The organism is Clostridium sp. JNZ J1-5 (assembly GCF_053901425.1).
Genome location: NZ_CM132773.1, coordinates 1,100,991 through 1,115,950, shown reverse-complemented (window position 1 = coordinate 1,115,950; position 14,960 = coordinate 1,100,991). Strand labels below are relative to the sequence as shown.

The 14,960-nt window shown below is 31.3% G+C and carries 14 protein-coding genes and 1 riboswitch; of the genes, 13 read left to right on the top strand and 1 reads right to left on the bottom strand.

All coding sequences use genetic code 11. The features are described 5' to 3' along the window. Nucleotides 1–81: 81 nt before the first annotated feature. From ACWW38_RS05340 to thiC, 9 genes are all read left to right on the top strand, one after another. Entirely contained in the window at nucleotides 82–1,158 is a 1,077-nt protein-coding gene (locus tag ACWW38_RS05340) for an NAD(P)H-dependent amine dehydrogenase family protein (protein ID WP_456259774.1), read from the top strand. 233 nt (nucleotides 1,159–1,391) lie between these two features. Further along, complete coding sequence (locus ACWW38_RS05335; protein WP_456259773.1) at nucleotides 1,392–2,072, top strand: pseudouridine synthase; 681 nt, start codon at nucleotides 1,392–1,394, stop codon at nucleotides 2,070–2,072. 34 nt (nucleotides 2,073–2,106) lie between these two features. Next, nucleotides 2,107–2,928 (top strand): alpha/beta fold hydrolase, encoded by an 822-nt coding sequence (locus ACWW38_RS05330; protein ID WP_456259772.1) that lies wholly within the window; start codon nucleotides 2,107–2,109, stop codon nucleotides 2,926–2,928. 195 nt (nucleotides 2,929–3,123) lie between these two features. After that, a complete protein-coding gene (locus tag ACWW38_RS05325) occupies nucleotides 3,124–4,518 on the top strand; it encodes an MATE family efflux transporter (protein WP_456259771.1) in 1,395 nt (464 codons plus the stop codon). Nucleotides 4,519–4,575: 57 nt separating this feature from the next. Further along, entirely contained in the window at nucleotides 4,576–5,484 is a 909-nt protein-coding gene (locus tag ACWW38_RS05320) for a helix-turn-helix transcriptional regulator (RefSeq protein WP_456259770.1), read from the top strand. A gap of 69 nt (nucleotides 5,485–5,553) precedes the next feature. After that, nucleotides 5,554–5,817 carry a zinc ribbon domain-containing protein gene (locus tag ACWW38_RS05315; protein ID WP_456259769.1) on the top strand — a complete coding sequence of 88 codons (264 nt, stop codon included), beginning with the start codon at nucleotides 5,554–5,556 and terminating at the stop codon, nucleotides 5,815–5,817. Nucleotides 5,818–5,830: 13 nt separating this feature from the next. Then, nucleotides 5,831–6,724, top strand: a complete 894-nt coding sequence (locus tag ACWW38_RS05310; protein WP_456259768.1) for a radical SAM protein — start codon at nucleotides 5,831–5,833, stop codon at nucleotides 6,722–6,724. Between the two features lie 97 nt (nucleotides 6,725–6,821). Further along, nucleotides 6,822–6,933, top strand: a riboswitch (TPP riboswitch). A gap of 139 nt (nucleotides 6,934–7,072) precedes the next feature. Continuing rightward, nucleotides 7,073–8,440 (top strand): amidophosphoribosyltransferase, encoded by a 1,368-nt coding sequence (purF, locus tag ACWW38_RS05305; RefSeq protein WP_456259767.1) that lies wholly within the window; start codon nucleotides 7,073–7,075, stop codon nucleotides 8,438–8,440. Between the two features lie 38 nt (nucleotides 8,441–8,478). Beyond that, the gene (gene thiC, locus ACWW38_RS05300; protein ID WP_456259766.1) at nucleotides 8,479–9,792 is read left to right on the top strand and encodes a phosphomethylpyrimidine synthase ThiC; all 1,314 of its coding nucleotides are present in this window, start codon (nucleotides 8,479–8,481) and stop codon (nucleotides 9,790–9,792) included. 210 nt (nucleotides 9,793–10,002) lie between these two features. Here the strand turns inward: thiC and ACWW38_RS05295 are convergent, their stop codons facing one another. Continuing rightward, nucleotides 10,003–10,182, bottom strand: a complete 180-nt coding sequence (locus tag ACWW38_RS05295; RefSeq protein WP_456259765.1) for a BlaI/MecI/CopY family transcriptional regulator — start codon at nucleotides 10,180–10,182, stop codon at nucleotides 10,003–10,005. 260 nt (nucleotides 10,183–10,442) lie between these two features. Here ACWW38_RS05295 and ACWW38_RS05290 point away from each other — a divergent pair, with 260 nt between their 5' ends. The 4 genes from ACWW38_RS05290 to ACWW38_RS05275 all read left to right on the top strand — a co-directional run bounded on the left by ACWW38_RS05290 (nucleotide 10,443) and on the right by ACWW38_RS05275 (nucleotide 14,788). Beyond that, entirely contained in the window at nucleotides 10,443–11,954 is a 1,512-nt protein-coding gene (locus tag ACWW38_RS05290; protein ID WP_456259764.1) for a DUF1846 domain-containing protein, read from the top strand. A 149-nt stretch (nucleotides 11,955–12,103) separates the two neighbouring features. After that, nucleotides 12,104–12,730, top strand: a complete 627-nt coding sequence (locus ACWW38_RS05285; protein WP_456259763.1) for a protein kinase domain-containing protein — start codon at nucleotides 12,104–12,106, stop codon at nucleotides 12,728–12,730. 275 nt (nucleotides 12,731–13,005) lie between these two features. Then, a complete protein-coding gene (locus ACWW38_RS05280; protein ID WP_456259762.1) occupies nucleotides 13,006–13,515 on the top strand; it encodes a GNAT family N-acetyltransferase in 510 nt (169 codons plus the stop codon). Nucleotides 13,516–13,777: 262 nt separating this feature from the next. Further along, nucleotides 13,778–14,788 carry an aldo/keto reductase gene (locus ACWW38_RS05275; protein WP_456259761.1) on the top strand — a complete coding sequence of 337 codons (1,011 nt, stop codon included), beginning with the start codon at nucleotides 13,778–13,780 and terminating at the stop codon, nucleotides 14,786–14,788. The last annotated feature ends 172 nt before the right edge of the window (nucleotides 14,789–14,960 follow it).

Sequence of the window (14,960 nt, the reverse complement as noted above, 5' to 3'; positions counted from 1 at the left end):
TGGAATTGTTAATAAATAGACAATCTAATAAAACACGTTATAGGTAGATATGATGAATTAATTTATTAGGAGGTATGTTTTATGAACAGAAAAGTAAAAGTAGCACAATATGGCTGTGGAAAGATGGCTGTATACAGCATGAGGTATGTGTATGAAAAGGGTGCAGAAATTGTTGCAGCTTTTGATGTTAACCCAAATGTAATTGGCAAAGATATCGGAGAAATAATTGGATGTGAGCCAAAGGGAGTTATAATTCAGAGCATTAATAAAATAGATGAAGTGTTTGCAGATACAAAACCGGATGCTTGTATAATTACAACTATGAGCCTTATGCATGAACTTAAGGATGCAATGATGGCTTGTGCAAGAAATGGTGTAAACGCTATCACTACCTGCGAAGAAGCTTTTTATCCATGGAATTCAGCTTATGAAATTACAAAGGAAATAGATGAAATGGCTAAAAAGACTGGATGTACTATCTGTGGATCTGGATACCAAGATGTATTTTGGGGAAATCTTATTACTACTTTAGCTGGTTCATCTCATAACATAACAAAGATAGTTGGTAAATCTAGTTATAACGTAGAAGACTATGGAATCGCTCTTGCAAAGGTTCATGGTGCAGGTCTTGACCTAGATACCTTTGAAAAAGAAATAGCAGCGGCAGATAATATTTCAGCAGAAGAAAGACAAAAGCTTATTGATAATGGAGAATTTTTACCATCATATATGTGGAGTGTAAATGGATGGCTTTGTTCACAACTTGGGCTTACTGTTAAGAGCCAAGTTCAAAAATGTATACCTCATACCTATGATAAGGATTTATATTCAGAAACATTGCAGATGACAATTCCAGCTGGACATGCAACAGGAATGTCAGCAGTAGTTACAACAGAAACAGAAGAGGGCATTACTATTGAATCTGAGTGTATAGGAAAGGTGTATTCACCAGAAGAATGTGACAAAAATGATTGGACAATACATGGTGAACCAAATACACAGGTTGTAATAACAAGACCTTCAACAGTAGAGCTAACTTGTGCTACTGTTGTAAACAGAATTCCAGATATAATTAATGCTCCTTCAGGCTATATTACAACTGAGAAGATGGATCGTTCATTGTACAGAGTTAAACCTCTTAATGAATATGTTAAATAGAGAATCAAAATAAAAAATTAATATACCCAAATTGATATGATAAGATAAAGGCTGTAAATAGATTAATGTGAAAGCATAGACTATTTGTAGCCTTTTTTAAAATCTAAGACTACATTATATTAATCATTCAACTTGTTGTATAATATTGATATCGACAAGTTAAAAGACATTACTGTAGCTTTATTTACAGATGTAATTTATATTGATATAGGTGAGAGGATAAACAGTTTAAGATGAGAATAAATAAGCTTTTTAGCAATTTAGGTTTTTGTTCAAGAAGGGAAACTAATAGACTTATTGAGAAAAATAGAGTAACAGTAAATGGGTTGCCTTGTGAACCTGGCCAGTGGGTAGAAGAGAGTGATATTATACTTATAGATAATAAGCCAATTCCAGCGAAAGACAAAATTTATATTGCGCTAAACAAACCAATAGGGATTATTTGTACTGCAGCAAAAAAAGTAGAGAGTAATATAATTAGTTTTATGGATTATCCAGAATATATTTTCCCTGTAGGCAGATTAGATAAGGCATCCCAAGGTTTAATATTAATGACTAATGATGGAGAGTTGTCCAATAAAATTTTAGAATCAGAGAACCTGCATGAGAAGGAGTATATAGTAACTGTTAATAAACCTTTTGATGATTCTTTCATGAGTGAAATGTCTCAAGGAGTGGAAGTTTGCGGAGTTAAGACAAGACCTTGCAAAGTTAGTAGAGTTAATGAAGATACCTTCAATATTATTTTAACACAGGGACTTAATAGACAAATTCGTAGAATGAGCCAAGCTTTAGGATATAAAGTTGTGCGTTTAGAGCGTGTTAGGATCATTAATATAAAAGTTGACGGGATAGATATTGGTAAGTGGCGTAATCTTACAGAAGAAGAGGTAATGAAATTAAAAAATATATAATGATAGGTTAACTTCAATTATAGGAGGAGTAATTATGAAGTCATATCACATACCTGGCGGCTCAAATACCATGCTGTTTGTAGAAGAATGCGGAGATCCATTGGGAATACCTGTATTATTTGTTCATGGGGTATCCCAAAGCAGACTAAGCTGGGCAAAACAGATGAAGTCACCTTCTTTGAAGCATCTAAGGCTTATTTCTTTTGATTTGCGAGGACATGGACTATCAGATAAGCCTTACCATGGATACCATGATGAAAGTAACTGGGCCAATGATATTAATGCAATAATAAGTTACTTAAATCTTAACATACCAGTACTTGTCGGATGGTCTTATGGAGGAAAAGTAGTATGCGATTATATAAGGCTTTATGGGGAAGATAATATTTCAGGAATAAATCTTGTAGCTGCAGGAACATCAGCTGGCATATCAGGTGGAAGCTATTATACTCCTGATTCTCAGGCTGTAATACCTAAACTTATATCAACAGATGCACTAGAAAGCAGTTATGCACTTCAAAAATTTGTAAAACTTTTATTCTATGTTGAACCCTCTGTGGAGGATTTCTATTTTACCCTAGGATATAATACTGTTGTACCTCCATATGTGAGAGAGGCAGTTGTTACAAGGGCTGCATCCTATGAAGATATACTTTCAAAAATAAAAATACCAGTACTTCTTACTCATGGACTCCAAGATAAAATACTTAATCCTTCTCAGACAGTATATAATTCAAAGTTAATTCTAAATTCAACAGTTTCTTTTTATGAAGACACAGGTCATTCTCCGTTTTGGGAGAAGCCTCACAGATTTAACTGTGAATTAGAAATGTTTGTGAAAGAATGTAGACTATAACTTAATACAAGATTTTATCGTAGTTAACTATAAAACTACATTAAGCTTATAGCAAGTGTAGTTTTTTTTATTTTTAGTAAGTAAATTTTATTTTTTAACTAAAGAAAACTTAAGTGAAAGAGAACGTAGAATGTATTATATAAAGTTTAACAATATGTTTTATGTTATAAATATTTATAATGGAGATGATAGAAAATGAAGAATACAACTAACTTAGGAAGAGATAATGTAGGAAAACTACTGTTTAAACTAGCTTTGCCAGCTATTATTGCTCAACTTGTAAATGTACTATACAACATAGTTGATAGAATTTTCATAGGTAGAATACCAAACGGGCATATAGCTATGGCTGGTGTAGGCATAGCTTTTCCTATTATTATGATAATATCTGCCTTTAGTGCCCTTATTGGGGTTGGTGGAGCACCATTAGCTGCTATTAAGATGGGTGAAAACAATAATGATGAAGCAGAAAAAATAATGAGCAATAGTTTTAGTGTACTAGTTATATTAGGAGTTGTCCTAACTGTAGGGTTTATGATATTTAATGAACCTATACTTTGGGCCTTTGGCGCAAGTAATGAAACTATTGGTTTTGCTAAGGACTATTTAATTATATATCTTATAGGTACTGTATTTGTACAGATAGCTTTAGGACTGAATCCATTTATAAATACTCAAGGCTTTGCTAAAGTAGGTATGATTACAGTTATGATTGGTGCAGTTATAAATATAGTACTTGACCCTGTATTTATATTTGGATTTAACATGGGGGTTAAAGGAGCAGCTTTAGCTACTATACTTGCCCAAATAGTTTCTGCTATATGGGTTTTAGTATTTTTGTTTGGAAAGAAAAGTGTACTAAAACTGAAAAAGAAGTATCTATTGCCAGATTTAAAGATAGTATTATCAATTATAAGTCTAGGTGTGTCACCATTTATAATGCAATCTACAGAAAGCTTAGTGTTAATATCGTTAAACAATAAGTTGCAAATATATGGAGGGGATTTAGCAGTAGGGTCTATGACTATAATGAGCAGTATTATGCAAATAGTGCTGCTTCCACTTATGGGGCTATCACAAGGGGCACAGCCTATTATAAGTTATAACTTTGGTGCTAAAGAGATGGATAGGGTAAAGCAAACCTTTAAACTATTAATTATAAGTTGTATGATATATACATTTGCCATGTGGGCAGCTTTAATGACATTTCCAGAAGTATTTGTAGCTATATTTAACAATAAGCCAGAGCTTGTAAAGATTACATCATGGAGTATAAGAATATTTTTTGCAGGTATTATCATATTTGGTGCACAGGTAGCTTGCCAGCAAACTTTCCTTGCTCTAGGCCAAGCTAAGATCTCTCTTATTTTAGCTTTGTTAAGAAAAATAGTGTTATTAATACCTTTAATATTTATACTTCCAAATTTTTTCAAAGATAAACTTAAAGGGGTTTTGATGGCAGAACCAGTAGCAGATATAACAGCAGCGATTATAACCAGCATATGCTTTGCTATTTTTTATAAAAAAGTTTTAGCAGTGGATAAAGAGAAAATAGAATGTGAAGAGTCTATAGAAAATTTAGCTAACTAATAAGTAATATAACCATTGGATGTCATATTATTTTGATATAATAGATATGGTGATAATATGAAGATTAATAGATTAATGGAAATAATCATTATTCTCTTAAATAGAGATTCTATAACATCAAAAGAACTCTCAGAAAGATTTAATGTATCTCAACGTACAATTTATAGGGATATTGATGAGTTATCCTCTGCAGGAATACCTGTGTATATGAATAGAGGAAAAGGTGGGGGAATTTCTCTTTTAGAAAACTATACATTAAATAAAACCATCCTATCAGATGAAGAAAAGAAAAATATAGTTTTTGCAGTTAAAACACTTGGAGCTACAAAACAGCTACAAATGGATAATACCTTAGAAAAGCTGGGAAGTGTTTTTGGCAATATAAACTCTATAGATTGGGTAGAGGTAGATTTTACACAGTGGGGAAGTAATAAAAAAATTGATACAAGGTTCCAAGAGATTAAAACATCGATTTTAAAACAAAAAATAGTAACATTTCAATATGTAAATTCTAGAAATATTAAAAGCCACCGCTATGTAAAACCTTATAAAATTATATTCAAAGGTCAAGCATGGTATCTATTGGGATATTGTTGTGAAAAAAAAGCTATGAGAGTTTTTAAAATTACCCGTATGAGAAATGTAAAAATTACAGATGAGCAATTTGAACGAAGAGAAATTAGTAAGTTTTTTAAGGATACTGAAGATAATTATGAATTTTCCATGGTGGAGTTGAAGCTAAGATTCAAAAATAACATGTTATACCGCATTATTGATTTCTATGATGGAAATGAAATTTTAGAAGAAGCAGATGGCAATTATATAGTTACAACCCAATTTCCATATGATGAATGGGTATATTCCCACATACTGTCTTATGGAGATAAGGTAGAAGTTATTGAGCCTGAATTTATTAGAGAAGAAGTAAAAGCAAGACTTAAAAATATACTAAAAACATATATATAATATGACATACTGATGTCATATATACTTTGATATTATAGATACAAATAAAGAAAAAGGAGTGTATCTATAATGGAAAGAATTTATTGTCAAAGCTGTGGTATGCCACTTATTAATGAAAAGGAATTTGGAACAAATGAGGATGGGAGCAGCAATAGAGACTACTGTATCTATTGTTATGAGAAGGGTGCTTTTAAAGGTGATATGACTATGGAACAAATGATTGAATTTTGTGTTCCACATATGGTTAGAGCTAACCCTCATATGAGTGAGGAAGAGGCCAGAAGCAGTCTAGAAAGATTTTTACCTACATTAAAAAGATGGAATGATAAGTAGATAAGGAGAATAAATGGACTATATTCCTGCAAAAACAATAGTTTCACAGTATGTTAAAGACAATTCATGGTTTGGTGTTAATTATAATATGAATATCTATAAAGGATGCTGCCATGGATGTATTTATTGTGATTCTAGAAGTGAGTGTTATGGTATAGATAATTTCGATAAAGTAAGAGCAAAAGAAAATTCAATAAAAATTATTAGAAATGATTTAAGAAGTAAGAGAAGAAAAGGGGTTATAGGGACTGGAGCAATGAGTGACCCATATAACCCTTTTGAAAAAGATTTAATGCTTACACGAGATGCATTGGATTTAATAAATAGATTTAATTTTGGAATAGCTATAGCAACTAAAAGCAATCTTATAACACGTGATATTGATATTTTAAGAAAAATTAAAGAACATTCACCAGTAATCATAAAGATGACTGTTACTACATTCCAAGATGAACTTTGCAAAAAAGTTGAACCTAATGTTTGCGCTGCATCAGAAAGATTTCAGGCTATAAAGGCTCTTTCTGATAATGGTATATTCACTGGGGTGTTACTTATGCCTATTTTACCTTTTATTAATGATAATGAAGAGAACATTGTAAGTATAGTAAAGAAGACTGCTGAATGCGGTGGAAAGTTTATTCTTGCATATGGCATGGGCTTAACCCTTAGACAAAATCAAAGAGAATATTTTTATAATCAACTAATAAGATTGTTTCCAGATAAAAATCTAGTTCAAAAATACAATACTACATTTGGAAATAGCTATGAATGCTCTTCTCCAAATTCAAGAAAACTTTGGGTGATATTTAAAAATGAATGTGAAAGATTAGGAATACTTTATAAAATGAAAGATATAGTATCAGCTTATAAAGCTGGGTATGATGATAGACAGATAAGCTGGTTTTAATATATACGAAATTTTTAGAATTTAAAATCTTGTTAATAGAATTAAGTTGAATACAGTAAAATATTATGCTATTATTAATTAATAAAATTTAATAAGCTATATAACACAGGGGGGCTGGATTGGCCAGCTGAGATTAAGAACCGTAATTCTTTGACCCTAAGAACCTGAACTGGATAATACCAGCGTAGGAAGTTGTTTATCGATGTAATATATTACATATATTGTTGCTGCAATATATGTATAATCTGCTAATTTAAACGCAAATCCTATGGATTTGCGTTTTTTTATTTGGAGTAAAAACTCCATCTGAAGTCAAGAACTCTGTTTATAAAGAAAGGAGGTGTAAATGTGAATAAAAGTAATCCTATTGATAAATTTAAAGAGGAGTGCGGAGTTTTTGGAATATTTAGTGAGGATGAAATAAATATATCAGCCATTTCCTATGTGGCTCTTAGTGCACTGCAGCATAGAGGACAGGAAAGTTGCGGTATATGTACATATAGTGAAAATAAAATGAATTGCCATAAGGGGATGGGATTAGTTTCAGATGTGTTCACTAGAGAAGAATTACACAAGTTAATAGGCAAATCAGCTATAGGACATGTAAGGTATTCAACTTTTGGTGAAAGTAATCTAAATAACGCTCAGCCTATCTTAAGTGGGAGAGGTAGTAGAGAAATAGCAATTGCACATAATGGAAATATAACTAATGCAATTCCGCTAAAAAAAGATCTAGAGAATAAAAGAGTAGAGTTTGATACTTCAGTAGATTCAGAAATAATCCTAAAGCTAATTGAAAATAAAGATATTAGACATCTTGAAACAGCTATAGTAGAAGTTATGAAACAACTTAAAGGAGGCTATGCCGTAGTACTCCTAACTAATGAAAAACTTATTGGATTTAGAGATCCAAATGGTACAAGACCACTATGTATTGGCAAATTTAAAAATTCTTTTATTTTATGTTCTGAAAGTTGTGCCATTGATGTTATTGGCGGGGAGCTGATAAGAGATGTCTGTCCAGGAGAAATAGTTACTATTGATTCAGAGGGGTTAAAATCAAACTATTGTCTTGAAAAAACTAGCAATACAATTTGCGCCTTTGAGTATATATATTTTGCTAGGGCAGATAGTGTAATAGATAAATTAAGCGTATATGAATCTAGAATTAATGTAGGTAAAAGGCTATGGGAAGAATCTCCCATTGACGCTGATATAGTCATTGGAGTTCCAGAATCAGGAACTACGGCTGCAGTTGGCTTTTCAATTGCCTCTGGCATACCTTATGATATAGGATTCGTAAAAAATCAATATATAGGTAGAACCTTCATAGAACCACTACAGGAAAAACGAGAAACAAATCTTGAGATAAAACTTAGTGTAATAAGAAGTGGTGTTGAAGGAAAAAGAATTGTTGTAGTAGATGACTCAATTGTAAGGGGTACTACAAGTAAAAAAATTGTTGCACTCCTTAGAAAAGCAGGAGCAAAAGAAATACATTTTAGATCAGCTTCACCTATTATAAAATATCCTTGTTTTTGGGGGATAAATACACCTAATAGAAGTGAACTTCTCGGTTCATCAAATACAGTGGATGAAATAAAAGAGTTAATAGGAGCTGATAGTCTGAAATATGTAAGTATTGATGGTTTAATAAAGTCTTTTGGCGGTAAAATGACTTGTCTTAAGTGCTTTTTAAATCAGGAGAAGATTTAGGTTGTTATTATTAATTTTATAAAAAGGAGAGAAAGATTATGAATTACACAACTCAAATGGATGCTGCTAGAAAAGGCATAATAACAAAAGAAATGGAAGTAGTAGCTAAAAAGGAAAATATGGAGATTGAAAAACTTAGAGAGCTTATTGCTGAAGGAAAAGTAGTAATACCTGCAAATAAGAACCATAAATCATTAGATGCAGAAGGGGTAGGGGAAGGATTAAAGACTAAGATTAATGTTAACTTAGGTATTTCCAGGGACTGTGTAAATATAGACATGGAACTTGAAAAAGTAAAAACAGCTATAGAAATGAAAGCAGAAGCTATAATGGATTTAAGTTCATATGGTAAGACAGAAGAGTTTAGAAAGAAAGTAGTGGAGATTTCACCAGCTATGATAGGTACTGTGCCTATATATGATGCAGTAGGATTTTATGATAAAGAGTTAAGTGATATATCAGCAGAAGAATTCCTAAAGGTTGTAGAAAAACACGCAATAGATGGTGTTGATTTTATGACTATTCATGCAGGAATAAATAAAGAGACTGCTGAAGTATTTAAGAGAAATAAGAGACTTACTAATATAGTTTCTAGAGGTGGGGCATTATTGTATGCATGGATGGAGTTAAATAATAAAGAAAATCCATTTTATGAATACTATGATGAAGTCTTAAATATATGTGCAAAGTATGATGTAACAATAAGCTTAGGAGATGCTTGCCGTCCAGGGTGCATAGATGATGCAACTGATGCTAGTCAAATAAAGGAACTTATAACCCTTGGAGAGCTTACTAAAAGAGCTTGGGATAAAAATGTACAAGTTATTGTAGAAGGACCAGGTCACATGGCTTTAAATGAAATAGCATCTAATATGTTACTTGAGAAAAAACTATGTCATGGAGCACCATTTTATGTTTTAGGACCATTAGTTACAGATATTGCTCCAGGATATGATCATATTACAAGTGCCATTGGGGGGGCTATAGCAGCATCAAATGGTGCGGATTTCTTGTGTTATGTTACTCCAGCAGAGCACTTAAGACTTCCTAATCTTGAAGACATGAAAGAAGGTATAATAGCTTGTAAAATTGCTGCACATGCTGCAGATATAGCTAAGAATGTTAAAGGGGCAAAAGAGTGGGATTATAAAATGAGTAAGGCTAGGCAAGAACTTGATTGGAATACAATGTTTGAACTTGCTATTGATCCTGAAAAAGCAAGAAGATATAGAAAAGAATCTACTCCAGAGCATGAAGATACGTGTACTATGTGTGGTAAGATGTGTGCAATGAGAAATATGAATAAGGTAATGAAAGGAAAGAATATAAACATTTTAAGAGAGGATAAGTAAAAAAATCAGTGGACTTCATTTAAGTTTACTAAATATAGGGAACTTATCACTAAAGTTCCCTATATTTAGCACATCATTTTGTAGTTACAAAGGCCTCCATTTCGGTGAACTTTACATATTTTAGGTAGTATTTTGAATATTTTTTAACGCTGAAATAATTGTGTTTACACATCTTTTTACTTGATTGATTTAGTATAGTCCTTAATTCTTTTATATCCATATCAGATATTTCTTTTGCATCCTGTTTATTAAACTCTTAATTGCAGATGATTTCCACTGAGTTTTATCCTTTAGTTCCTGTATAATATTGGTTGATGTAATTTCTGAATGAGCCCATATTATTTTCATAACTTCCCATTCAGCATTTGATATTTTGTGGATTTTAGACATTATTATTTCACCTCCATTTAGATTACAGTTGTAATTTCTAAATTATAGTCTACAGATGTAATCAGGAAAAGCTAATACAAAAATGCGATAAATTTACATAAAAAAATAACCATACTCAGTTGTTTACTTTAAATTAAAAGTGTGCCATAATAGAAAGTTGTAAAACCAAGTTTAGTGCTATTATTTACGAGAATATATAGTAACAAAATATGTAATAATAAAATAATTATATAATGATTTTAGATAGTGAGGAGTAAGAGATGAAGACAGGATTTGACCCTAAAAAGTATTTAGAAGAACAATCAAAGTATATTCTAGAAAGAGTTAATAACTATGATAAGTTATATTTAGAATTCGGTGGAAAACTATTATTTGATCTTCACGCAAAGAGAGTTTTACCTGGATTTGATGAGAATGCAAAAATTAAACTACTACATAAATTAAAAGAAAAAGTTGAGGTTGTAATTTGTGTATATGCTGGTGATATTGAAAGAAACAAGATAAGAGGAGATTTTGGCATCACTTATGACATGGATGTTTTAAGATTAATTGACGATTTAAGAACATATGAGCTTGATGTAAATAGTGTTGTAATAACTAGATACGAAGGACAACCAGCAACCACTGTTTTTATAAATAAGCTTGAGCATAGAGGAATAAAAGTATACAAGCATAAAGCAACCAAAGGATATCCTACCGATGTGGATACAATTGTAAGTGATGAAGGGTATGGAAAAAATCCATACATTGAAACCACAAAGCCAATTGTTGTTGTAACAGCACCAGGACCAGGAAGTGGTAAACTAGCAACTTGTCTTAGCCAGCTTTATCATGAATACAGAAGGGGGAAAGTTGCAGGATACTCAAAATTTGAGACATTCCCTGTGTGGAATGTTCCACTAAAACATCCACTAAATATAGCTTATGAGGCAGCAACTGCAGACCTTAAAGATGTTAATATGATTGATTCATTCCATTTTGATGCATATAATAAGGTAGCTGTAAATTATAATCGTGATATTGAAACATTCCCTGTGCTTAGAAGAATTATAGAAAAAATAACAGGTAAAGAATCAGTTTACAAGTCTCCAACAGATATGGGAGTTAATAGAGTAGGATTTGGTATTATTGATGATGAAGTTATTAAAGAAGCATCTAAGCAAGAAATAATTAGAAGATATTTCAAAACAAGCTGTGAATATAAGAAAGGTTACGTAGATAAGGAAACTTTCCAAAGAGTTAAGCTTATTATGGAAGAACTTAATTTAAAGCAAGAAGATAGAAAAGTTGTTATGCCTGCAAGGGAACGTTCAGCTAAGCTAAAAGAAGAAATATCTAATAAAAACGAAATCTGCCCTGCTGTAGCGATAGAACTTGAAGATGGAACAATATTCACAGGTAAAGGGTCAAATGTAATGAACGGAACAGCTGCTGCAATTTTAAATGCTGTTAAATATTTTGCCAATATATCTGATGAAATTCACCTTATTTCTCCAGTTATACTTGAACCAATTATAAACTTAAAGACAAAAACACTAGGAAGCAAAAATACAGCTTTAAACTGTGAAGAAATATTGATTGCCCTTAGTATATGTGCTGCTACCAATCCAATGGCTCAAGTAGCTATGGAAAAGCTATCAAAACTAAGAGGATGCCAAGCTCATTCCACTACAATTTTAAGTAGAAGTGATGAGCAAACCTTCAGAAAATTAGGTATAGATATAACATGTGATCCTGAATATCCTTCAGAAAGTCTTTACTACAATAATTAATTAAAAAACATAATTACATACAATAATAGCCGGTTGTTATGAAAATATAGCAGCTGGCTTTTTGTCTGATGACCACCCCGCGAAAAATGATTGAATATACGTATAAGATAAAGGTGATATTGGACAAAATTTTGGATGTGAGGTGGAGTATGGAGGAGATTAGAGATATAATAGGTAAAAGTCATAAAATAGAAGGACAATTGTTAAATCAATATGTAGAGGAAAGAGACTCTTTAGAACAAGAAGAAATATATAATATAGCGCTAAATCTATGTGATGCCATAAAAAATTTTAACACAATAAATTCTCCTATTTTATATAAGGATTTAAAACCAAGTGACATAGTGATAATTGAAAACAGGGGAGTTATAGTAATTCCTTATAACATTTCAAAGTGTAATAGCTCAATTGAAAGTGAATACTTATATAGAGAAAATGTTGTAAAACAATCTATATTAAATCGATTTAACACACAAAATGATTTATGCAGCATTGGAATGATTATGTATTTTATGGCTACTGGAAAGATTCCATTTACAGTTTTGGAACCATTTATAGATGAAAGTTATCCCAATAATATAGATGATAATTTAAAGAGAATAATAAAAAATTGTTTTGCCATTTATGATAAAAACAAATATACTTCAATTGAAAGTCTAAGCAAAGAAATAACAGTAGAGTTATTAAAAATTAGAAAAAAAAGAAAATCAAATAATTTAAATAATTATAGTGGCAGAGGAGAATTTTTACAAGATAATTCCTCTTTTACTTGCTAATAATATTACATATATGAAATTTCTAATGATAAAAGTGAAGAGTACATATTAATTATGGAGGAAAGGTAAGGTAAATGCATATTTCCCATAGTAAACTCTTGTAAACTCTAGTAAGGGAAAAGTACTCATGTTAACAGCAATATACAGCATTTGATATAAATGAATTACTTTGGTACAATTTACACGTGATTGAATATAAACCTATTATTAGGCACTTAAAGGTGTCAATAATAGGGTTTTTTATTATTATTGCTATTTAGGGAGGATTAATACTAATGAAGGGTAATAATGTGAAGCTGAGACGGGAAGTTTTTAAATCTGATGCATGGAAAATTGTTGATTGGTTAGAAGATGATAAAGTGACAGAATATTTAAACGAAAGACAAAATGTAGGCCAAAGTATTAAGCAAGTAATATATAGAGTCAATATGCCTATTCTTACTCATCTATTTAACCAAGATGGAAGTTTTTTTATGATAACAGAAAAAGAAGAGGAATCAATTGGATTTTTAAGACTTGTTCCTAAAAAAGAATCAGCAGAAATGGTAATAGTAATCGGTGACAGGGAAAAGTGGGGTAAAGGTTTTGGAACTAATGCAATTTTTGAGGGACTAAAGCACGCATTTTTTACATGGAGAGTAGATGAAGTAGTAGCAAAAATTAATTTTAAAAATGAACGCTCTAGAAGAGTATTTAAAAATATAGGTTTCACAAAGGATAAGGAATTAGCTAAAGAGATTCAATATTCTATGTCTATAGAGAAGTTTTTAAAGTTAGCATCATAATGTATTTAACGCCAACAATTAAGTTGGTGTTTTTATTTTTAGTGAGTTATAGTTTATTATGTTTCATATATAGATTGCAGCTTTTCACATTAAGTACTTTACAATTGCTTATTTAAGCAGAGCATAGCTAAAGTTTAACAAATCTTTTCATCAATAAGTACCTGTGTTACAATAGTGCTTAAGGAAAATACAAGCTAAATTAATAAAATTTATACATCTAAAATGACAATGTTAGTTTTAGATAGAAAGAGGAGTTAATAGTATGGAGTATAGAGTTTTAGGTAAGAGCGGATTAAATGTATCAGTAATAGGATTTGGTGGAATACCAGTACAAAGAATTAGTGTAGAAGAATCAAAAAAAGTAATTCTAAAGGCAGAAGAATTAGGCGTGAATTTTATAGATAGTGCTAGAGGATATTCAGTTTCAGAAGAATTTATAGGGGAAGCTTTAGAATCAAGAAGAGATAAATGGATTTTAGCATCAAAAAGTATGGCTAGAGATAAGGCTTCAATGGCAAAAGATATAGATATAAGTTTAAAAAACTTTAAAACAGACTACATAGATTTATATCAGCTTCATAATATTAAGACTAAAGAAGAATTAGACAAGGTGTTAAGTGAAGATGGTGCTTATGCAGCTTTATTAGAAGCTAAAGAGTGTGGTAAAATTGGACATATAGGAATTACCTCACACAGCCTAGACTTATTAAAAATTGCTATAGAAATGGATAAATTTGAAACTATAATGTACCCTTATAACATTGTTGAAAACCAAGCTGAAGAGCTATTTATAAGAGCAAAGGAATTAAACATAGGGATAATTGTAATGAAGCCAATGGCGGGGGGAGCTATAGAAGATGGAACCCTAGCACTAAGATATATTCTACAAAATAAAGCAGTAACTACAGCAATTCCTGGAATGGCAGAAGTAAAAGAAGTAGAGGAAAATACTAGTGCAGCTAATGAAATTTCACCATTAACAGCAGAAGAAAAAGAAAAAGCTAATGTAATAATAAAAGAACTTGGAAATATGTTCTGTAGAAGGTGTGGATACTGTGCTCCTTGTCCACAAAGTATAGATATTCCTAGCATGTTTTTATTTAGCGGATATAAAGAAAGATATAATTTATCAAAGTGGAGTGAAGATAGGTATTTCTCACAAAAGGCTAGAGCAAAAGACTGCGTAGAATGTGGAGTTTGTGAAAAAAGATGTCCATATGATCTTCCTATTAGAAATATGTTGAAGAAAGTAAGAAAAACTTTTAATGAATAAGTAATAAATTCAATATATTGTTAATGAGTGAGTTAGAAGGGACTGTGGCATTAAGGAATTTACATACAATATACTGTTTTGCAAGTTTAAAGTTAAAACAATATATTGTAGTATTTATTCTTAGTGCCACAGCCCCTTTCTAACTTAAAAAGGTTTGGCAATCTTAGTTATT